This is a genomic window from Streptomyces sp. DF42 (assembly GCF_058267695.1).
Genome location: NZ_CM177859.1, coordinates 7148821 through 7168912, shown reverse-complemented (window position 1 = coordinate 7168912; position 20092 = coordinate 7148821). Strand labels below are relative to the sequence as shown.

General features: G+C 69.8%; 20 protein-coding genes. 4 read left to right on the top strand and 16 right to left on the bottom strand.

Annotated elements, in window-relative coordinates:
• Positions 1-411: 411 nt before the first annotated feature.
• Positions 412-1740, bottom strand: a complete 1329-nt coding sequence (locus ACYUED_RS32895) for a class I SAM-dependent RNA methyltransferase (RefSeq protein WP_491288059.1) — start codon at positions 1738-1740, stop codon at positions 412-414.
• 91 nt (positions 1741-1831) lie between these two features.
• Positions 1832-3922 carry an APC family permease gene (locus tag ACYUED_RS32890; protein ID WP_491288057.1) on the bottom strand — a complete coding sequence of 697 codons (2091 nt, stop codon included), beginning with the start codon at positions 3920-3922 and terminating at the stop codon, positions 1832-1834.
• A 400-nt stretch (positions 3923-4322) separates the two neighbouring features.
• On the opposite strand from ACYUED_RS32890, the gene ACYUED_RS32885 reads away from it, so the two are divergent.
• Both ACYUED_RS32885 and ACYUED_RS32880 read left to right on the top strand, forming a co-directional pair.
• Positions 4323-4994, top strand: a complete 672-nt coding sequence (locus ACYUED_RS32885; RefSeq protein WP_491288055.1) for a potassium channel family protein — start codon at positions 4323-4325, stop codon at positions 4992-4994.
• Complete coding sequence (locus ACYUED_RS32880; protein WP_266522616.1) at positions 4994-5671, top strand: potassium channel family protein; 678 nt, start codon at positions 4994-4996, stop codon at positions 5669-5671. Before ACYUED_RS32885 ends, ACYUED_RS32880 begins: the two co-directional genes overlap by 1 nt.
• A gap of 187 nt (positions 5672-5858) precedes the next feature.
• Here the strand turns inward: ACYUED_RS32880 and ACYUED_RS32875 are convergent, their stop codons facing one another.
• From ACYUED_RS32875 to ACYUED_RS32835, 9 genes are all read right to left on the bottom strand, one after another.
• Positions 5859-6608, bottom strand: a complete 750-nt coding sequence (locus ACYUED_RS32875; protein WP_491288051.1) for a DUF3159 domain-containing protein — start codon at positions 6606-6608, stop codon at positions 5859-5861.
• A gap of 3 nt (positions 6609-6611) precedes the next feature.
• On the bottom strand, positions 6612-7010 hold the full coding sequence (locus tag ACYUED_RS32870) for an OB-fold nucleic acid binding domain-containing protein (RefSeq protein WP_393864010.1): 399 nt from the start codon (positions 7008-7010) through the stop codon (positions 6612-6614).
• A gap of 77 nt (positions 7011-7087) precedes the next feature.
• Positions 7088-7774 carry a response regulator gene (locus ACYUED_RS32865; protein WP_491288046.1) on the bottom strand — a complete coding sequence of 229 codons (687 nt, stop codon included), beginning with the start codon at positions 7772-7774 and terminating at the stop codon, positions 7088-7090.
• Positions 7771-10323, bottom strand: a complete 2553-nt coding sequence (locus ACYUED_RS32860; protein WP_491288042.1) for a sensor histidine kinase — start codon at positions 10321-10323, stop codon at positions 7771-7773. The genes ACYUED_RS32865 and ACYUED_RS32860 overlap by 4 nt, the downstream gene beginning before the upstream one ends.
• A gap of 123 nt (positions 10324-10446) precedes the next feature.
• Positions 10447-11139, bottom strand: a complete 693-nt coding sequence (locus ACYUED_RS32855) for an ABC transporter ATP-binding protein (protein ID WP_491288040.1) — start codon at positions 11137-11139, stop codon at positions 10447-10449.
• 72 nt (positions 11140-11211) lie between these two features.
• On the bottom strand, positions 11212-12390 hold the full coding sequence (locus ACYUED_RS32850; protein WP_491288038.1) for an alginate lyase family protein: 1179 nt from the start codon (positions 12388-12390) through the stop codon (positions 11212-11214).
• Between the two features lie 171 nt (positions 12391-12561).
• The gene (locus tag ACYUED_RS32845; RefSeq protein ID WP_491288036.1) at positions 12562-13317 is read right to left on the bottom strand and encodes a DUF3710 domain-containing protein; all 756 of its coding nucleotides are present in this window, start codon (positions 13315-13317) and stop codon (positions 12562-12564) included.
• Between the two features lies 1 nt (position 13318).
• Positions 13319-13870, bottom strand: a complete 552-nt coding sequence (dut, locus tag ACYUED_RS32840) for a dUTP diphosphatase (RefSeq protein WP_491288034.1) — start codon at positions 13868-13870, stop codon at positions 13319-13321.
• A complete protein-coding gene (locus tag ACYUED_RS32835; RefSeq protein WP_491288032.1) occupies positions 13867-14451 on the bottom strand; it encodes a PaaI family thioesterase in 585 nt (194 codons plus the stop codon). Before ACYUED_RS32835 ends, dut begins: the two co-directional genes overlap by 4 nt.
• 58 nt (positions 14452-14509) lie before the next feature.
• On the opposite strand from ACYUED_RS32835, the gene ACYUED_RS32830 reads away from it, so the two are divergent.
• On the top strand, positions 14510-14974 hold the full coding sequence (locus ACYUED_RS32830) for a DUF3093 domain-containing protein (RefSeq protein ID WP_491288029.1): 465 nt from the start codon (positions 14510-14512) through the stop codon (positions 14972-14974).
• 49 nt (positions 14975-15023) lie between these two features.
• On the opposite strand, the gene ACYUED_RS32825 is transcribed toward ACYUED_RS32830, so the two are convergent.
• From ACYUED_RS32825 to ACYUED_RS32810, 4 genes are all read right to left on the bottom strand, one after another.
• Complete coding sequence (locus ACYUED_RS32825) at positions 15024-15956, bottom strand: hypothetical protein (protein ID WP_491288027.1); 933 nt, start codon at positions 15954-15956, stop codon at positions 15024-15026.
• 13 nt (positions 15957-15969) lie between these two features.
• Entirely contained in the window at positions 15970-16266 is a 297-nt protein-coding gene (locus tag ACYUED_RS32820; RefSeq protein ID WP_005481602.1) for a DUF4193 domain-containing protein, read from the bottom strand.
• Positions 16267-16659: 393 nt separating this feature from the next.
• A complete protein-coding gene (locus tag ACYUED_RS32815; RefSeq protein WP_491288016.1) occupies positions 16660-17898 on the bottom strand; it encodes a sensor histidine kinase in 1239 nt (412 codons plus the stop codon).
• A 6-nt stretch (positions 17899-17904) separates the two neighbouring features.
• The gene (locus ACYUED_RS32810) at positions 17905-18558 is read right to left on the bottom strand and encodes a response regulator transcription factor (protein WP_003993508.1); all 654 of its coding nucleotides are present in this window, start codon (positions 18556-18558) and stop codon (positions 17905-17907) included.
• Positions 18559-18984: 426 nt separating this feature from the next.
• Between ACYUED_RS32810 and ACYUED_RS32805 the strand changes: the two genes are divergently transcribed.
• Entirely contained in the window at positions 18985-19149 is a 165-nt protein-coding gene (locus ACYUED_RS32805; protein WP_266522587.1) for a hypothetical protein, read from the top strand.
• Between the two features lie 127 nt (positions 19150-19276).
• On the opposite strand, the gene ACYUED_RS32800 is transcribed toward ACYUED_RS32805, so the two are convergent.
• Complete coding sequence (locus ACYUED_RS32800) at positions 19277-20092, bottom strand: inositol monophosphatase family protein (RefSeq protein WP_491288007.1); 816 nt, start codon at positions 20090-20092, stop codon at positions 19277-19279.

Sequence of the window (20092 nt, the reverse complement as noted above, 5' to 3'; positions counted from 1 at the left end):
AGATTACGGGCAGATCCCCAACTGTTGGACCACCGATGCGCGCCCCGCAGCCCCTCGCCCTGGATAAAGCAGAAACAGCGGGCATCGGCAGTGGGAGTTCCCTGGGACTCTTCTGGGCCTTCAACTCCACTGACGAGGACGAGCACGGATCAGACAAGAAGCCATCTGCACAAGTCAACGAGGCGTGATTGATCACATCCGATCAGCAGCAAGCAACCGCTTTTCACTCAGCGTCGCCCACACTCGGCACCCCATCGGCACTCGCCACTTGGCAGGGTCCGACCTGCTCAGCATGCCACCTGACACCCCATCAGAACGAGCGTCAAATGAGCGTCACGAGCGTCATTTCAGCGTCAAGATATCGCCCGTAACGCCCACACCGCACATAATGCGCACGCACAAAACCGCAGGTCAGGAGCCCTTCGCGGCCGGTTCGAGGACGGCAACGCACTCCACGTGATGCGTCATCGGAAACAGATCGAACGCCCGCAACGTCCGCACCCGGTACCCCCCGTCCCGGAAGTACCCCAGGTCCCGGGCCAGCGCGGCCGGGTCGCAGGCGACGTACGCGATGCGTCGCGCACCCAGCGACGACAGGTGCTTCACGGTGTTGCGGCCCGCGCCGGCCCTCGGCGGGTCCAGGACGATCAGGTCGACCTCGGTGATGCCGGTGCGCGGCAGGACGGACTCCACCTTGCCCTGCTCGATCCGCACCCGCTCGAAGTCGGCGAGGTTGTGCCGGGCGTCCTCGACGGCACGCTTGCCGGACTCGATGCCGAGGACCGCGCCCTTGTCGCCGAGCCGGTCGGCGAGCGCGCCGGCGAACAGGCCCACACCGCAGTACAGGTCGAGCGCCATGTCGCCCTTGCGGGGCAGCAGGCCCTGCATGACGGCTTTGACGAGGGTGTCGGCGGCCATCGGGTGGACCTGCCAGAAGCCGCCGCTGCCGACCCGGTGGGTACGGCCGTCGGCCCGCTCGCGGACGAAGGCGCGGCCGTGGACGCGGTGGATGCCGCCGTCCTTCTCCTCGACGCGCATCACGGAGACCGGCTTGTCGAGTTCGACCAGCGGGAGCCGGGCGTCCGGCCGCGGCTCCAGGATCACCATGCGGTCCTGGGAGCCGGTCGCCGCGATCGCCTCCACCGACGCCATGCCGGACCAGTCGCGGTCCTCGATGCCCAGCTCGCTCACGCCCGGCGCCGCGATCATGCAGTGCTCGATCGGCTCGACCTCGTGTGAACGGTGGCGGCGCAGACCGGCGTTGCCGTCGGCGTCCACCGCGTACTGCACGCGCGTCCGCCACTGCGGTACCTCGCCTGCCGGCAGCTTGTCGCCCTCGGCCGGCATGACCGTGCCGTCCCAGCCGACGTCCTCGGGGGTGAGACCCGCGAGCCGCTGCAACTGCTCGGCGATGACCTCGCCCTTCAACCGGCGCTGCGCCCCCGGCTTGGCGTGCTGCCAGTCGCAGCCGCCGCAGCGGCCGGGGCCGGCATACGGGCAGGGCGCCTCGATACGGTCCTTGGAGGCCGAGAGCACGGACACCGCGTCCGCGCGCAGGAAACGGGCCCCCTCCTCGCCCTCGGTCACCCGCGCCACGACCCGCTCACCGGGCAGCGCATGCCGGACGAACAGCACCTGGCCCTCGGACGTACGGGCGATGCAGTGCCCGCCGTGGGCGACGGGGCCGATCTCGACCTCGTACTCCTCCCCCACCAGCGACTTCTTCGGTTCTGCCTGCATGGCGGGGTGACTCCACAACATCGAATGGGAAACGGCCGGACAACAGCCCACCAGTCTACGTGGGCGCCGTCCGGCCGTTGACCAGCGAGCGTCAGCTCTTGCCGTCGGACGAGCCGGACGGCCCCGGCGAACCCGACGAGCCCGAGGGCTCCTTCGGCCGGCCATGCTGGGCCGGACCGCGCCGCACCGAACCCGGCGCGTTCCAGTCCTGCCGCCTGCGGGCCCGCAGCTTCGCCGCCTCGGAGGACTCCAGCTGGTAGGGCACCGAGGTGACCATGACACCCGGCGTGAACAGCAGTCGGCCCTTCAGCCTGAGCGCGCTCTGGTTGTGCAGCAGATGCTCGTACCAGCGGCCCACCACGTACTCGGGGATGATCACGGAGACCGCGTCCCGCGGGGACTGGTTGCGCAAACCCTTCACGTACTCGATGACCGGCCGCGTGACCTCGCGGTACGGCGAGTCCAGCACCTTCAGCGGTACGTCGATGCCGCGCCGCTCCCACTCCTCCTTCAGCGCCTTCGTCTCCGCCGGGTCGACGTTGACGGTCAGCGCCTCCAGGGTGTCCGAGCGCATGAGCTTGGCGTAGGCGAGGGCCCGCAGCGTGGGGCGGTGGATCTTCGAGATCAGAACGACCGAGTGCACCCGGGACGGCCGTACGCTGTCGTCGCTCGGGCCCTCGGGCGCCGCGATCTCCGCGGCCACGCCGTCGTAGTGCTTACGGATGGCCGTCATCGTCGCGTAGAAGATGCACATGCCCAGCAGCGCGACCCAGGCGCCGTGCGTGAACTTGGTGACGAGGACCACGACCAGGACCAGGCCGGTGAAGAAGGCGCCGAAGGTGTTGATCGCGCGGGAGCGGATCATGTGGCTGCGCTTGGCCGGGTCCTTCTCGGTGGCCAGGTGGCGGTTCCAGTGGCGGACCATGCCGGTCTGGCTGAGCGTGAAGGACACGAACACGCCGACGATGTACAGCTGGATCAGCCGGGTCGAGTCGGCGCCGTAGATCACGACCAGCAGGGTCGCCGCGCCGGCCAGCAGCACGATGCCGTTGGAGAAGGCGAGGCGGTCGCCGCGGGTGTGCAGCTGGCGGGGCAGATAGCGGTCCTGGGCGAGGATGGAGCCGAGGACCGGGAAGCCGTTGTAGGCGGTGTTGGCGGCGAGGAACAGCACCAGCGCGGTGGCCGTGGCGAGCACCACGAACAGGAAGCTGCCCTTGCCGAAGACGGCCTCGGCGACCTGCGTGATCACCGGGTTCTGGACGTAGCCGGAGCCGACCCCGACGCCGTTCTTCAGCAGGTCGGTGGCCGGGTTCTCGGCCATGCGGACCTTGGTCGTCAGGGCGAGGACGATGATCCCGCAGAACATGGTGACGGCGAGCAGGCCCATCGCGGCGAGCGTGGTCGCCGCGTTCTTCGACTTGGGCTTGCGGAAGGCGGGCACGCCGTTGGAGATCGCCTCGACACCGGTGAGCGCGGCGCAGCCGGAGGAGAAGGCGCGCAGCATCAGGAAGACCAGGGCGAATCCGGCCAGGCCCTGGTGCTCGGCCTTGATCGTGTAATGCGCCGTGGGCGCCTGCATGGTGTCGTCGAGCACCAGCCCGCGGAACGCGCCCCAGGCGATCATGATGAACACGCCGCCCACGAAGACGTAGGTCGGGATCGCGAAGAGCTTGCCGGACTCCTTGACGCCCCGCAGGTTCATCAGCGTGAGCAGCACGATCACGGCGACCGCACAGAGCACCTTGTGCTCAACGACGAAGGGGACCGCCGAGCCCAGGTTCTCGATGCCGGAGGCGATCGAGACGGCGACGGTGAGGACGTAGTCGACGAGCAGGGCGCTGGCGACCGTGAGTCCCGCCCTGGGGCCCAGGTTGGTGGTCGCGACCTCGTAGTCGCCACCGCCGCTGGGGTAGGCGTGCACGTTCTGCCGGTAGGAGGCGACCACGGTGAACATCAGCACGACGACCGCGAGCGCGATCCAGGGGCTGAAGTGGTACGCCGACACACCCGCGATGGACAGGACCAGCAGCACCTCACCAGGGGCGTACGCCACGGAGGACAGCGGGTCGGAGGCGAAGACGGGGAGGGCGATGCGCTTCGGCAGGAGCGTTTCGCCCAGCCGGTCACTGCGCAGTGCGCGCCCGATCAGAATCCGTTTGGGCACGTCGGTCAGTTTGGACACAACAGGTAATCGTAGGCGTTCGAACGCGTGCCCAACCACCTGCCACCCCACATCTGCCCTCCGGGTGAAAAGAGAAGGGGGTCCGGCTGCGGATTCCGCAGGTCGCCGGGGCGTCATGTCTATATGACAAGCACCGCATTTCCCCCGGCTGTCACGCCATGCCGCCGTCCCCCGGAGGTTCCCATGCATGCCACCGCAGAGTTGATCGGCGCCGCGGCGGCCCTCGTCGGCCTCGGAATCCTGACACTTGCCAGTGTCCGCAGCATCAGCCGCCGCTGACATCACGCTCCGCACGGCAACCGTGCACAGGGGTGCCGACGTCCTACCGCGCGTGTGTAGCTTTGGCGTCGGTCTGAGACCCTTTGCTGAGCAGTAGTTTTAGGACACCGGAAGGACGGTCGTGCACATCGTCATCATGGGCTGCGGAAGAGTGGGTTCCGCTCTGGCCCAGACCCTGGAGCAACAGGGGCACACGGTCGCAGTGATCGACCAGGACCCCACGGCCTTCCGCCGCCTCGGCCCCGGATTCGGCGGCCGCCGGGTCACCGGGATCGGCTTCGACCAGGACACCCTGCGCGAGGCCGGCATCGAGGAGGCAGGCGCCTTCGCCGCCGTGTCCAGCGGCGACAACTCGAACATCATCTCCGCACGCGTGGCCCGCGAGATGTTCGGTGTGGAGAACGTCGCTGCCCGTATCTACGACCCGCGTCGTGCCGAGGTCTACCAGCGCCTGGGCATCCCCACCGTCGCGACGGTCCGCTGGACGGCCGACCAGATGCTGCGCCGGCTGCTCCCCTCGGGAGCGGAGCCCCTGTGGCGCGATCCGACCGGTGGTGTCCAGCTCGCCGAGGTACACGCCTCGGCCGCCTGGGTCGGCCACAAGATCAGCAGGCTGCAGGAGGAGACGGGTGTCCGCGTGGCGTTCCTGACCCGGCTCGGCGAGACGATGCTGCCCACCTCGCAGACGGTGCTGCAGGAGGGCGACCTGGTGCACGTGATGATGCGCACCGACGAGGTCGACAAGGTCGAGGCGTCCTTCGCCAAGGGTCCCGAAGAGGAGGGCGGTCACTGATGAGGGTCGCCATTGCCGGTGCCGGTGCGGTGGGCCGCTCGATCGCGGGCGAACTGCTGGAGAACGGCCACGAGGTCCTGCTCATCGACAAGGCGCCGACCGCCATCTCGGTCGAGCGCGTCCCGCGGGCGGAGTGGCTGCTCGCCGACGCCTGCGAGATCACGGCGCTGGACGAGGCGGCGCTCCAGCGCTGCAACGTCGTGATCGCCGCGACGGGCGACGACAAGGTCAACCTGGTCGTCTCGCTGCTGGCGAAGACGGAGTACGGCGTCCCGCGCGTCGTGGCCCGCGTCAACAACCCCAAGAACGAGTGGCTCTTCAACGAGTCCTGGGGCGTCGACGTCGCCGTCTCCACCCCGCGTCTGATGTCCGCCCTGGTCGAGGAGGCGGTGAGCGTCGGCGACCTGGTCCGTCTGCTCCGCTTCAGCCACGGCGACGCCAACCTGGTGGAGCTGACGCTGCCCGAGGAGTCGGCCCTGGCCGGCACCCAGGTCGGCGACGTCGAGTGGCCCGAGGACACGTCCCTGGTCACCATCATCCGCGGCACCCGAGTCCTCACCCCGTCCCGCGAGGACTCCCTGGAGGCGGGCGACGAGCTGCTGTTCGTCGCCGCGCAGGCCAGGGAGGAACAGCTGGAGGACCTGCTGTCGGTGCGACGGGAGGACGCGGCGGGCTGATCGTTTCGGCTGCTACGACGACAAAGGGCGCCCCCGGGCCGGGGGCGCCCTTGTTCTTTGTTCTCTCAGCCCGTCCGGCTGTTCCTTGTTCTTTCAGCCCGTCCGGCGTCTGAGGACGAGGCCGTCCAAGCCGAAGCGGGGGTCTGGGAGCGGCAGCCCCCAGGGACGGCCGCCCGGACGCCGAGCACTACGCCTCCCGACGATGCCGCCCGGCGCTCGCCTCACGCCCCGCAGCGGCGGCCCGCTCCTTCTCGGCCTGCTCCTCGGCCTCCATCTCCGCGAAGACGTCGATGGGAGCAGGGGCTTTCGCCAGGAAGACCCAGGTCAGCCATACGGCGAGCAGGAACGGCGGGATCTTCAGCGCAACCAGCACCCAGCCCAGCTGAGCCGTGTTCGCCCACCAGTACAGCGGGAAGAGGATCGCGCACTTGCCGAGCAGGATCAGGCCCCAGGCCCAACTGGCCTTGGAGTACGCCTTCTTGCGGCCCGGGTTACGGGTGCGCCAGGAGAGGTTCTCCTTGAAGACGGGCCCGAGGATCAGGCCGAGCAGCGGTACTCCGCACAGGGTCGTGACGATGTACGCCAGCGCCAGGCCCAGCGTGTAGAGCATGCCGGGCAGGTAGAAGTCCTTGGCATTGCCCGTCATCATCGCGAAGACGACACCGAAGGCGACGCCGAAGACACCGCTGAACGCGTGCTTGACGGTGTCCCGCATGACCAGGCGGACCACGACGAGCAGCAGGGACACGGCGAGGGCGGCGATGGCCGACCAGTGCAGGTCCTTGTTGATCGTGAAGATGGTGACGAAGAGGAGGCCGGGCAGCACCGTCTCGACCATGCCCCGCACTCCGCCGAACGCCTCGAACAGGGCGGCCTCGGTCACCGCCCGGGCATCATCGGCTTGAGTGTCTTCGGTCGGCTTGTCGAGCGACGTCACCGGCTACTCCCGTCCGAGGGGTCTCAGTTCGTATTTCGGATTGAACAGCACCCGGCGGCCCCGGCTCAGGGAGATCCGGCCCGATGCGATCAGTCTGCGTCCCGGCTCTATGCCCACGATGGAGCGCCGGCCGAGCCACACCACGTCCAGGGCGGCGGAGCCGTCGAACAGCTCGGCCTCCAGGGCGGGGACGCCCGCGCGCGGCCGCAGGGTGACCGTGCGCAAGGTACCAGTAACCGTAACGATCTGTCGGTCGTGACAGTCACCGATACGGGTACAGCCTGCGGTCTCCGTGTCCTCCCGCAGCTCCTCGGACTCCAGGTCCTCCTGCGACGAGGAGAGCCGGTCAAGCATGCGCCGGAACCGGCCCACCGGCTTTTCGGAACGAGGAACAGCACTCATATCTGAAGCGTACCGGGGTGCCCTGACAGCCACGTACCCGCGGGCCCGGCGCTCGAACCGGTGCCCCGCCCGGCGGTTCACTTCTCGAAGCGATACCCCATCCCGGGCTCCGTGATGAAGTGCTTGGGGTGTGACGGGTCCGCCTCCAGCTTCCTGCGCAGCTGGGCCATGTACACCCGCAGATAGTTGGTCTCGGTGCCGTATGACGGACCCCACACTTCCTGGAGCAGCTGCCGCTGGCTGACCAGCCGGCCCGTGCTGCGCACCAGCACCTCCAGCAGATGCCACTCCGTGGGCGTCAGTCGCACGTCCCGCCCGCCCCGGTTGACCTTCTTCGCGGCCAGGTCGACGGTGAACTCGTCGGTCTCCACGGCGGTCACGTCGTCCTCGCCGGCGCCGACCGGCTCGGCACGGCGGACGGCCGCCCGCAGCCGGGCGAGCAGTTCGTCCATGCCGAAGGGCTTGGTGACGTAGTCGTCGGCGCCCGCGTCCAGCGCCTCGACCTTCTCGTCGGAGGTGTGACGTGCCGAGAGCACCAGGATCGGCACGCGGGTCCAGCCGCGCAGTCCCCTGATCACCTCGACGCCGTCCATGTCGGGCAGGCCCAGGTCGAGGACGACCACGTCGGGGTGGCGGGCGGCGGCGAGCTGAAGGGCGGTGGTGCCGTCGTGGGCCGCGTCGACCTCGTACTTGCGTGCCTTGAGGTTGATCACGAGGGCCCGCACGATCTGCGGCTCGTCGTCGATCACGAGCACCCGGGTCATGTGACCTGCCTTTCGGGTTCCGCTTCCGCTGGGTGGAGAGGGTCCTGCGCGGGCGGTCCTGCCGCGCGCAGGGTGAGGACCATGGTGAGGCCGCCGCCGGGTGTGTCCTCGGCGTCGAGGGTGCCGCCCATGGCCTCGGCGAAGCCCCGCGCCACGGCGAGCCCCAGGCCCACGCCGGCCCCGCGCGGGGCGTCGCCGTAGCGCTGGAAGGGCTCGAAGATGCGCTCCTTGGCCTCGTCGGGGACGCCGGTGCCGCGGTCGACCACCCGCACCTCGACCCGGTCGGCGATGGCGCTCGCGGCGACCAGCACCGCCTCGTCCCGCGGGCTGTACTTGACGGCGTTCTCGACCAGGTTGGCCACCGACCGCTCCAGCAGTCCCGGGTCGACGGCGACCATCGGCAGGGTCTCCGGCACGTCCAGGACGACGCCGTCCTCGGGCACCCCGACCAGTGCCATCGGTACGACCTCGTCCAGATCGACCTCCCGGATCAGCGGGGTGACCGTGCCGGTCTGCAGGCGGGACATGTCGAGGAGGTTGCCGACGAGGTGGTCGAGCCGGTCGGCGCCCTCCTCGATGCCCTTCAGCAGCTCCGCCTGGTCCTCCTCGGACCAGGCCACGTCGTCCGAGCGCAGTGACGACACCGCCGCCTTGATGCCGGCCAGCGGCGTCCGCAGGTCATGGCTCACGGCGGCCAGCAGCGCCGTACGGATGCGGTTGCCCTCGGCCAGTGCCCGGGCCCGGTCGGCCTCCTCCTGCAGCCGCCGTCGGTCCAGGACGACGGCCGCCTGGGCGGCGAAGGCGGCCAGCACCCGGCGGTCCTCGGCCGGCAGCACCCGGCCGGTCAGTGCGAGTGCCATGTGGTCGCCGACCGGGACGTCCACGTCCGCCTCGTCAGGGCGCTGCACCGACGGCCCGAGCCCGGCGCGGCCCGCGCAGGTCCACGGGTCCCGGTCGCCGGCCCGCTCCAGCAGGGCCGCCGACTCCATGCCGAAGGTCTCGCGGACCCGCTCCAGCAGCTCCTCCAGGCCGGTCTCGCCCCGCAGTACGTTGCCCGCGAGGAAGGAGAGGATCTCCGACTCGGCGCGCAGCCGGGCCGCCTGGTGGGTGCGTCGGGCGGCGAGGTCGACCACCGAGGCCACGGAGATGCCGACGCCGACGAAGATCACGATGGCGACGATGTTCTTCGGGTCGGCGATGGTCCAGCGGTGCAGGGGCGGTGTGTAGAAGTAGTTCAGCAGCAGCGAGCCCACCGCGGCCGAGGCCAGCGCGGGCAGCAGGCCGCCGAGCAGCGCCGCAGCGACCGTGAGGGCCAGGAACAGCAGCATGTCGTTGGCGAGGCCGAGCTGGACGGTGTTGAGCAGCACGGCCAGGACGACCGGTCCGGCCACGCCGACCAGCCAGCCCCAGATGATCCTCGACCGGCCGAGCCGGGCCCCCCTGGCCACCGGCAGCCCGCGGCCCTTGCCCGCCTCGTCGTGCGTGATCAGGTGGACGTCGAGGTCGGATCCCGAGTTGCGGGCCACGGTCGCGCCGACGCCCGGCCCGAAGACGTACTGCCAGCTCTTGCGCCGTGAGACGCCGAGCACGATCTGGGTGGCGTTGACCCCGCGCGCGAAGGCGAGCAGGGCCGCCGGTATGTCGTCGCCGACCACGTGGTGGAAGGTGCCGCCGAGGTCCTCGACCAGGGTGCGCTGCACGGCCAGTTCCTTCGGCGAGGCGGCCGTCAGCCCGTCGGTGCTCGCTATGTAGACGGCCAGCACCTCACCGCCGGCGCCCTTCTCGGCGAGACGCGCGGCCCGCCGGATCAGGGTCCGGCCCTCGGGTCCGCCGGTCAGGCCGACCACGATCCGCTCGCGCGAGCCCCAGATCTTCGACACCCGGTGCTCGCTTCGGTACTGCTTCAGATACTCGTCGACCCGGTCCGCCACCCACAGCAGCGCCAGCTCCCGCAGCGCGGTCAGATTGCCCGGCCGGAAGTAGTTGGACAGGGCCGCGTCCACCTTGTCCGGCTGGTAGATGTTGCCGTGCGCCATCCGCCGGCGCAGTGCCTGTGGCGACATGTCGACCAGTTCGATCTGGTCCGTCCGGCGTACCACCTCGTCCGGCACGGTCTCCCGCTGCCGTACGCCGGTGATCGACTCGACCACGTCCCCCAGGGACTCCAGGTGCTGGATGTTGACGGTCGATATCACGTCGATGCCGGCCGCGAGCAGCTCCTCCACGTCCTGCCAGCGCTTGGCGTTGCGGGAGCCGGGGATGTTGGTGTGGGCCAGCTCGTCGACGAGGGCCACCTGGGGGCTGCGGGCGAGCACGGCGTCGACGTCCATCTCGGTGAAGACGGCCCCCCGGTACTCCAGCTCCTTGCGCGCCGTCTGTTCCAGGCCGTGCAGCATCACCTCGGTGCGCGGCCGGCCGTGGTGCTCCACGAAGGCCACCACGCAGTCCGTGCCCCGCTCCACACGCCGGTGCGCCTCGGAGAGCATGGCGTAGGTCTTGCCGACGCCCGGTGCCGCACCGAGGTAGATCCGAAGCTTGCCGCGTCCCATGGCCCCATTGTCTTCCGGTCACTGCTGCCTACGCAGCGTCGACCCTACGGCCAGCAATCCCGGCAAATGGTGCCAGGACCGGCGAGCGGGCCGTCTTTGACGCAACTCTGACGCGGGACGTGTTCAGTGCTCGACGATCTCCCCGTCGCCCAGCTCCAGCACCCGGTCGGCCAGGTCCAGCAGGGTCGCGTCGTGGGTGGCGACCAGCGCCGTGACCTGCTCACTGTGGACGACGGCCCGCAGCAGCTCCATGACGGCGTGACCGGTCTCCGCGTCCAGCTGCCCGGTCGGCTCGTCGGCGACGAGGAGCGCGGGACTGTTCGCCAGGGCGCGGGCGATGGCGACGCGCTGTTGCTGGCCGCCGGAGAGTTCGCCGGGCCGCTGCGCCGCGTGGTCGGCGAGCCCGACCAGGGCGAGCAGCAGCTCGACGCGCTCCTCACGCGCGCGAACATCGGTCCGGCGCAGCCGCATCGGCACGCCGACGTTCTCGGCGGCCGTGAGGATCGGGATCAGCCCGAAGGACTGGAACACGAAGCCGACGCGGTCGCGGCGCAGGGCGAGCAGCCCGTCCTCGTCGAGTTCCGACAGGTCGAGGCCGTCGACGGTGACACGTCCCTCGTCGGGTACGTCGAGTCCGCCGACGACGTTGAGGAGCGTGGTCTTGCCCGACCCCGAGCGCCCCTTGAGGGCCACGAGTTCGCCGCGCGGCACCTCGAAGGAGACACCGCGCAGCGCGTGCACGGCGGCTGCTCCATGGCCGTAGGACCTGTGGACGTTCTCGACCCGCACCATGGTCTCGGTGACCACCTGGCTCATGTACCCCGCCCCCGTGAAGTCGTCGGCCGGGCGCCACTATCGTCACCCGGCGCCCGGTCCTTCAACGTTCGGTCAGCTCGGATTGTCCCCGTGGGTGAGCGTCTCCCAGGCGACGAAGAGGTTGTTGCTGCCCGCCGGGCGGTTGCGTTCGGTCAGTGTCTGGGTGTTGGCCATCGCGATGCCGAGGCGGTTGTGCAGGGCGTTGTACCCGACCTCGGTGACCGGACCGAGCCCGAGCTTGAGCGTCCCGCCGCACAGCCAGCTCGGGGCGGCCGTGCCCAGCTGGTACTTGGCCTGGAACCCGAGGGCCTGCCGCAGCCGCTCGCCGACGTCGGTGCCGTAGAGGTCCTGGCCCTGGATCCGGCTGGTCTCGGCGACGTGGGAGATCGCGGAGATTCCGTAGCCCGTGTGGGTGAAGTCGCGGCAGGTCTCCTGGGTGAGCCCGGTGACGAAGGTGGACTGCCCCTGCCAGTAGCCGACGATCTTCGCCTTGGTGTCGAGATGCTGGCCGGGCACGGTCCTGGGCAGGTCGCCGTCCGAGGACAGATAGACGTAGGCGGCCGTACGGGTGCGGAACCTCGCCATGGCCTTGTCGTACGACGTCCTGTCGTCGAGGAAGACGGAGATGCCCACGGCGGCCTCCATCATCGACAGCTCCCAATTGCCGTTGGAGTTCGAGCCGTTGATGATCTCGGGCAGGTAGACGGTGCGGAGCATGGTCGCGAAGCGGCCGGAGTTCGCCCAGCTTCCCGTGTACGTGTGCTTGATGATCTCGGCGGCCTTGGGCCAGGAGGAGCCCGCCCAGCCGGTCTGCAGGGGCGCGTTGCTGTTGGTGTGGTCCTTGATCACGGCCGACCAGGCGTCCATCAGCTGGATCGACTTCTTGGCGTACCGGTCGTCGCGGGTGATGTACCAGGCGAGCGCGTCGGTGTACGCGGCGATGGCGTCCCCGCGCTCGTCCGTGCACCCGTGGTCGGGGTTCGAGTAGGGGCCGCACTCGACGGTCGCCCGCGGCTCGGGCGTGCGGTTCAGGTCGGCGTACTTGCTCGCCTTCATCTGGTCGAAGGCGCCCTTCCAGGGCTGGGCGCCGGCGTCGACCTTGTTCCGGGTGAAGTCCAACTGCGCCTGGGAGACGGTGACTCCGGGGTGGACGAAGGCGGTGGGGGCGGCGTCGGCATGGCGGACCGAGGGCCAGGCGAGCATGCCCACGACAAGCGCAGAGGTGGTCGCGAGGAGTGCGGTACGGCGCATAGTGGGGGGCCATCCGTTCTCGTACGTGAACGATGAGTGCCTTTGTGAACAGGCGTTGAGCGGAGACCGTAGGTACAGACCAATACGCCGTCAAGGGGTCGCGCACGCAAAAGAGCCGCACCCCGAAGGGTGCGGCTCTTGAACGATTCTCCCAGTGGAGTACCTGAGTACCTAGCGGACCTCGGTGATCTCCGGTCCGCGCTGCAGCTGCCCCATGCCGCCGGAGAAGCGCGAGCCCTCCTCCTGCTGGACGCCCTCGGGGACCATCTGGGCGTCATTGGGCAGCTTGAGGACGATCGGGTCGCGGGGGGCCATCGGGCCCTCGCCGCGGACCACGACCGTGTCCCGGAAGATCTGCTCGAGCAGACCGGCCGCCTGCGGCTGCACCGCGCCCTGCCCCGAGATCACACCGCGCAGGAACCAGCGCGGACCGTCCACGCCGACGAACCGCACGACCTGGAAACCGCCCGTGCCGTCCGGCAGTTGCACCGGCACCTGAGCGCGCAGCTCCCAGCCCAGCGGGCCCTCGACCTCGTCGATGATCCCACCCTGCTGGGTGATGCCCGAGCCGATCTCCTCGCGCACCTCGCCCCAGATGCCCTCGCGCTTGGGAGCGGCGAAGGCCTGCAGCTGGATGGCGCTGTCGCGCAGCACGACGGTCGCCGCGACGATCGCGTCGCCCGCGACCTCGACCCGCAGCTCCATGCCGTCGACTCCGGGCACGAAGATCCCGCCCAGGTCCACCCGGCCCTCGGCCGGATCGTGCACCTCCGAGTCGTCCCAGGGCCCGTCGGGCCGCGGCTCGGGCTCGAGCCTCACGCGCTCGCGCTCTTCGTCGTCCGCCTCAGTGCCGACACTGTCGACGACCTGCTCGGCCTCGCCGGCCGCGTCCTCGGCGGCACCCTTCTTGTTGCGACGTCCGAACACGTCACTGTCCTTCCCGGTCGGATACGACCGAAGCGTATCGATTCCCACCCGCCCGGCCGCCTACGGCGGCCTGACCGCTTGTGCTGCTTGTACCGGTCACCGAGGCATGACCTCCGGTGGACCCGAAGCCCCCTTCGGCCCGCACCGAGTCGGGAAGCTCCGCGACCTCCTGGAAGCGGACCCTCTCGACCTGCTGGACGACCAGTTGGGCGATCCGGTCGAAGCGCTCGAACCGCACTGCCTCGCGCGGGTCGAGATTCACCACGATCACCTTGATCTCCCCACGGTACCCGGCATCAACCGTCCCTGGGGCATTCACCAGAGCGACACCGCAGCGGGCGGCGAGACCGGATCGCGGGTGCACGAAGGCCGCGTACCCCTCCGGGAGGGCGATTGACACCCCGGTGGGCAGAACAACCCGCTCGCCCGGCTTCAGTTCGCACGCCTCGACGGTACGCAGATCGGCTCCCGCGTCACCGGGGTGCGCGTACGAAGGAAGCGGTACGTCGGGGTCGACGCGCCGGATCATTACGTTCACGGGATCACGGCTCACGGGTTCACCTCGAAGGCGCGGGTGCGCCGGCTCTGGTCCGTGTCGTTCATGGCGGCCCGGATCTCCTCCGGGCGGCCGTTGTCGATGAAGTGGTCGACCTTCACCTCGATGAAGAGCGCGTCCGCGCGGAGGGCCACGGGCCCGTCCGGGCCGCCGATGCGTCCGGTGGCGGACGAGTAGATCTTGCGGCCCGCCACCGCCGTCACCTCGGCCTCCAGATACAGCACCGTGCCGACCGGTACGGGGCGCACGAAGTCGGTCTCCAGCCGCCCGGTCACCGCGATCGTCCGCAGCAGCCAGTTCAGCGAGCCGAGGCTCTCGTCGAGTGCGGTGGCCAGCACGCCGCCGTGGGCGAGGCCGGGCGCCCCCTGGTGGGCGGGCTGCACCGTGAACTCGGCGGTGATGGTGACGCCCTCGCCGGCTCGCGCCGCCAGGTGCAGCCCGTGGGGCTGCCCGCCGCCGCACCCGAAACACTGTTCGTAGTGGGCGCCGAGCAGCTCACCGGGCGCGGGAGCATCAGGGTGCCGCACCGGTGTCACCGCGTCGGCGGGAGGCCTAAGAGCTGGGGAAGTACCACTCACAGCCGCAGACCTTACCCGCGCGTCGGCACTGTCCTGACACCGTGCCAAGCTTGGTTCCATGCAGCTCTCCGCCACACCGTACGAAGAACGCCTCACCGCCCCTCGCTCGTGGTGGTTGATCTCGTTCCTGGTCGGCCTCGCGATGGCCCTGGTACTGCTGCCCTTCGGGACGCTGCCGCTGCTCGGCGGTCTGGTCGGCGGCACGGCGGCGACGGCGGTCGTGGCGAGTTCGTACGGCTCGGTCCGTATTCGTGTGGTGGGCGGCTCGCTGATCGCGGGCGAGGCGAAGATCCCGGTCACGGCCCTGGGCGAGGCGGAGGTGCTGGACCAGGAGGAGGCCCGCGCCTGGCGCACCTACAAGGCGGACACGCGCGCGTTCCTGCTGCTGCGCGCCTACATCCCCACCGCCCTGCGCGTGATGGTCACCGACCCCGAGGACCCGACGCCGTACCTGTATCTGTCGACGCGCGAGCCGGAGCGTCTGGCCCAGGCTCTGAAGGCCGCCAGGGAGGCCGTGGCGTAGGGGCGCACCTTCGTGGCGCAACGGGGCGCCTTCCGGGCCCTGAGGGCCCTCAGGGCCCGATTTCCCTGCGGATCTCGGCCATCGTCACAGGATCCGACACGGGCTCCAGCGGCGGGAGTTCGGGAAGCGCGTCCCAGGGGACCTGGATCTTTCTCAGGTCCTTACGGATCCGCGTCGCGAGTTTCCTGGTGTCCCGGCGGTTCATGACCGCGCCCACGGCGGCTCCCACCATGAAGGGCATGAGGTTCGGCAGGTCGCGAACCATGCGCTTCATGATCTGCTGGCGCAGTTCGCGCTTCATGTGGCCGTTCAGCGCGGAACTCACGGTCGACGGCTTGGTCACATCGATCCCGCGCTCCCCCGACCAGGAGTTCAGATACGCCGTGCTGCGCTCTTTGAGGTTGCCGGACGGGCGTACGCCGTAGACCTCGTGGAGTTCGGCGATGAGTTTCAGCTCGATCGCCGCGACCCCGGTGATCTCGGCGGCGAGTTCCGTCGGCATCGCGGGCGGTACGGGCAGCATGGCTGCCGCTCCGACCCCCGCTCCGACCGTCGACGTGGCGGCTGCCGCGCCCGCCACGAGCTTGTCCGCGAGCTGCTCGGGTCCCAGGCCCGGGAATTGCTTGCGGAGGGCCGCGAGGTCCCGTACGGGGACCCTCGGGGCGATATCGATGATGCGGTCGGCGAGGTACCCCAAACCGGCCCTGGCGGCGCTGCCGCCCTTACGGACGCCTTCCACGGCCTTGTCGCGGATCACCGCGACCCGTCGCCTGGCGACGGGCGCGGGGGTCTGCGACGCAGCCGGGAGGTCAGCCCGGCCGGCCGTCGGATCGAGCGAGGCCGATCCCGTGGACCCCGTGATACCCGGTGTCGTACCGGAGGGGCCCCGCTCGTCGTCACGCGCGCCGGGAGGGCCGTCGGACGGCCCTTCGTCCGCCCCCTGCAGGGAGCGGCGCTTCCAAGGTGGGGTCGAGCCAGTCACGGCCGACCCGGCCTCAGTCGCAGTCGCGGCAGATCGGCTGGCCGTTCTTCTCCCGGGCCAGCTGGCTGCGGTGGTGCACCAGGAAGCAGCTCATGCAGGTGAACTCGTCCTGCTGCTTGGGCAGCACCCGGACGGCCAACTCCTCATTCGAGAGGTCCGCGCCGGGCAGCTCCAGGCCTTCGGCAGCCTCGAACTCGTCGACGTCCACTGCGGACGTCGACTTGTCGTTCCGCCTGGCCTTGAGCTCTTCAAGACTGTCCGAGTCAACGTCGTCGTCGGTCTTGCGTGGGGTGTCATAATCCGTTGCCATGTCGCTCTCCCCCTCTGGGTGTCTGCGGTGTCTCCAGCGCACGTAACGCGTGAGAGGCCGGACTTGTGCCCGACCCGAGGCGGAGATTTTGCCTCACATCAAGGTCTGTTACTCAATCGACACCCAACCGGACCCCTCAAGAGTGATCGGCTTGGATGGCGAACGGGACCGTACACGGTCCCCATGCCGCTCTTCAAAGGCGTCTCACCCTGTACTTCCCGTGATCAGGACACCTGAAAACCCGGATTATCCCGGCTTTCCGGCATCCTCCATGATCACGGAGAGTAGATGGCTGGAAAATCGCCCCTGTGATCGATCACACATGCGATGCGCCATTCGGCGGCCAGAAAATTCCGCGCAAAGCGAACATCCCCGTGTGTCGGCGACATGATCTCAGATCGGAAGCGCAACCCGCATCACGAGTCCACCCCCTTCGCGCGGCTGTGCCGAGATGTGCCCGCCGTGGGCCCGGGCCACGGACCGGACGATGGACAGACCGAGACCGACGCCCTTGTCACTGCCCGTGCGCTCGGTGCGCAACCGTCGGAACGGCTCGAAGAGATTGTCGATTTCGTACGCAGGTACGACGGGTCCGGTGTTCGTCACGACCAGGACCGCCTGGCCATGCTGGACCTCCGTGTTGACCTCGACCCAGCCGTCGTCCGGCACGTTGTACCGCACGGCGTTCTGGACGAGGTTCAGGGCGATCCGCTCCAGCAGCACGCCATTGCCCTGGACGACCGCGGGCTTCTGCTCCCCGCGGATCACCACGCCCTTCGCGTCCGCCTCCGAGAGCACCTGGTCGACGGCCTGCTCGGCGACCTCGGCGAGGTCCACCGGCTTCCGCTCGACGATCTGGTTGTCGCTGCGGGCGAGCAGCAGCAGTCCCTCGACGAGCTGCTCGCTGCGCTCGTTGGTGGCCAGCAGGGTCTTGCCGAGCTGCTGGAGCTCCACCGGTGCGTTCGGGTCGGACAGATGGACTTCGAGGAGCGTGCGGTTGATCGCGAGCGGGGTGCGCAGCTCGTGCGAGGCGTTGCCGACGAAGCGCTGCTGGGCGGTGAAGGCACGCTGCAGGCGCTCCAGCATGTCGTCGAAGGTGTCGGCCAGTTCCTTGATCTCGTCGTCCGGGCCGTCCAGCTCGATCCGGCGGGACAGGTCCGAGCCCGCCACCGCGCGCGCCGTGCGCAGAATGCGGCCGAGCGGCGACAGGACGCGGCCTGCCATCGCGTAGCCGAAGGCGAAGGCGATGACGGCGAGGCCGAGGAGGGCGAGCAGCGAGCGGCTGAGCAGGTCGTCCAGGGCGCGCTGACGCTGGGCGGCATTGCAGGCCTTCCACACCGAGCTGACCTCGTCATAGCTCGCCGAGTTGAGCTGCGGGCAGGTGGAGCTGCTGATCGCGATGTTGCTGCCGGTCACCTGGAAGTTCTGGCTGTTGCCCTCGTGCAGGGCCTGGGCGGCCAGCAGGTAGATGATCGACAGCAGCAGGATGCCGGCGATCAGGAACATGCCGCCGTACAGCAGTGTGAGCCGTATGCGGATGGTCGGGCGCAGCCAGGGGAACGGCGGCTCGGGCTTCCTCGGGTCCCAGGTGGGCTTGGGGGGTGCCGTGGGGAGGGTGGGTGTTGCGGCCATCGGGCATCAGATCCGGTAGCCGGAGCCGGGCACGGTGACGATGACCGGCGGTTCGCCCAGCTTGCGTCGCAGGGTCATGACGGTGACGCGCACGACGTTGGTGAACGGGTCGGTGTTCTCGTCCCAGGCCTTCTCCAGGAGCTGCTCCGCGGAGACGACCGCGCCCTCGGAGCGCATCAGCACTTCCAGGACGGCGAACTCCTTGGGCGCGAGCTGGACCTCCTTGCCGTCGCGGAAGACCTCGCGGCGGTTGGGGTCGAGCTTGATGCCCGCGCGCTCCAGGACCGGTGGCAGCGGCACGCTGGTGCGCCGGCCGAGGGCACGCACGCGTGCGATGAGCTCACTGAACGCGAAGGGCTTGGGCAGATAGTCGTCGGCGCCGATCTCCAGGCCCTCGACGCGGTCGCTGACGTCGCCGGAGGCCGTGAGCATCAGCACGCGCGTGGGCATGCCCAGCTCGACGATCTTGCGGCAGACGTCGTCGCCGTGCACGAGCGGGAGGTCGCGGTCGAGGACGACCACGTCGTAGTCGTTGACGCCGATGCGCTCCAGGGCGGCCGCACCGTCGTACACGACGTCGACGGCCATGGCCTCCCGGCGCAGTCCGGTGGCCACCGCATCGGCGAGCAGTTGCTCGTCCTCGACGACGAGTACGCGCACGTCGCACGTCCTTCCTGTGTCCACCCGCGTAGCGCCTGAAGGGCACACGCGAGCAGGGGGCTTCATGAGTGTGTGCCTCCATCCTGCCCTTTTCGGCCATAAGTCGGCTGTAAGGCGGGGAACCGAGGATGAGGGCCGGATGAAGGACAGGTGTGAGACCCGGGAATGAACGATTTTCTCTCCGGGTTGAGGTTTCCGTGGAAGGGAGCGGGGGGAGGACGGTTCATACCCCGCGATCACGCTCTGCTAGTGCCGCAGCACCATGCGGCACGGCGCAATCCGCTTTCCGCAGAGTGGGCGTGGGTGTCCGGCACCGTCGCCGCCCGGCCGCGGCAGCGCTGGGCACCTGCAGGAGACGTGATCGCCCCTTCCGAACGGCACACCCCCGTGCCATCGACCCACGACCCAGGACGAGGGGGCCGCAGCATGGACGCATTCACCGCAGGACTTCTGCAGCGCATAAGGACGACCGAGTCCGACCTGACGCGGGCTCGCGACGAGGGCGACGACTTCCTCGTCGAGGTGGAGCAGGGCGAGCTCGACGACCTGCGCCGCCTCGCCGCCGAGCACGGTGTGGAGGTCGGCGTCTAGCGTCTGATCAGCGCGTACGCACGACAACGGGCCCCCGGCGAATCCAGCGCCGGGGGCCCGCTGTGTTGTCGTACGACGGCGTTCACCTGCCGCCTGCCGTGCCGTGCCGCGCCCGTCGGCCGGGGGCTCAGTCGTGCCAGGCGCCGAAGTCCTCCAGGAGGCGCTGGAGCGGCTCGAAGACACCCGGGGAGGCGGCGATCGTCAGGTCGCGTGCGGGGCGCTCTCCCGGGCGTCCACCGGTCAGCGCGCCCGCTTCCCGGGCGATGAGGTCGCCCGCCGCGAGGTCCCAAGCGTGCAGCCCGCGCTCGTAGTAGCCGTCGAGGCGGCCGGACGCGACGTCGCACAGGTCGACTGCGGCCGAACCGCTGCGCCGGACGTCACGCAGCAGCGGGATCAGTTGCCGGGCGATCTCGGCCTGGTGGGTGCGGACCTCGGTGACGTAGTTGAAGCCCGTCGAGACCAGGGCCTGGTCGAGGGGCGGCGCCGGGCGGCAGGCCAGTTCGCGCTCGCCCTCCCAGGCCCCCGTGGCACGGGCTCCGCCGCCGCGGACCGCGTGGTAGGTCTCGCCGCGCATGGGGGCCGCGACAACCCCGACGACGGCCTCGCCGTCCTGCTCGGCCGCGATGGAGACGGCCCAGGTGGGCAGCCCGTAAAGGTAGTTGACCGTCCCGTCGAGCGGGTCGATCACCCAGCGGATCCCGCTCGTGCCCTCGGTGGAGGCACCCTCCTCGCCGAGGAGGCCGTCGTCCGGGCGGTGCGCGGCGATCAGCTCGGTGATCAGCTTCTCCGCTGCGATGTCCATCTCGGTGACCACGTCGATCGGGCTGGACTTGGTCGCGGCGACCGCGAGGTCGGCGGGGCGGCCGTCGCGCAGCAGCTCCCCGGCGCGGCGGGCGGCCTCCTGGGCCAGCGCGAGCAGTTCCTGGTGCAGGGGGTCGGTCAC

Excerpts from the sequence above, each read along its gene's own strand:
- ACYUED_RS32895 (WP_491288059.1), bottom strand. The coding sequence starts at position 1,740 with ATGCAGGCAGAACCGAAGAAGTCGCTGGTGGGGGAGGAGTACGAGGTC.
- ACYUED_RS32880 (WP_266522616.1), top strand. The coding sequence starts at position 4,994 with ATGAGGGTCGCCATTGCCGGTGCCGGTGCGGTGGGCCGCTCGATCGCG.
- ACYUED_RS32870 (WP_393864010.1), bottom strand. The coding sequence starts at position 7,010 with ATGAGTGCTGTTCCTCGTTCCGAAAAGCCGGTGGGCCGGTTCCGGCGC.
- ACYUED_RS32865 (WP_491288046.1), bottom strand. The coding sequence starts at position 7,774 with ATGACCCGGGTGCTCGTGATCGACGACGAGCCGCAGATCGTGCGGGCC.
- ACYUED_RS32860 (WP_491288042.1), bottom strand. The coding sequence starts at position 10,323 with ATGGGACGCGGCAAGCTTCGGATCTACCTCGGTGCGGCACCGGGCGTC.
- ACYUED_RS32855 (WP_491288040.1), bottom strand. The coding sequence starts at position 11,139 with ATGAGCCAGGTGGTCACCGAGACCATGGTGCGGGTCGAGAACGTCCAC.
- ACYUED_RS32850 (WP_491288038.1), bottom strand. The coding sequence starts at position 12,390 with ATGCGCCGTACCGCACTCCTCGCGACCACCTCTGCGCTTGTCGTGGGC.
- ACYUED_RS32830 (WP_491288029.1), top strand. The coding sequence starts at position 14,510 with ATGCAGCTCTCCGCCACACCGTACGAAGAACGCCTCACCGCCCCTCGC.
- ACYUED_RS32820 (WP_005481602.1), bottom strand. The coding sequence starts at position 16,266 with ATGGCAACGGATTATGACACCCCACGCAAGACCGACGACGACGTTGAC.
- ACYUED_RS32815 (WP_491288016.1), bottom strand. The coding sequence starts at position 17,898 with ATGGCCGCAACACCCACCCTCCCCACGGCACCCCCCAAGCCCACCTGG.
- ACYUED_RS32805 (WP_266522587.1), top strand. The coding sequence starts at position 18,985 with ATGGACGCATTCACCGCAGGACTTCTGCAGCGCATAAGGACGACCGAG.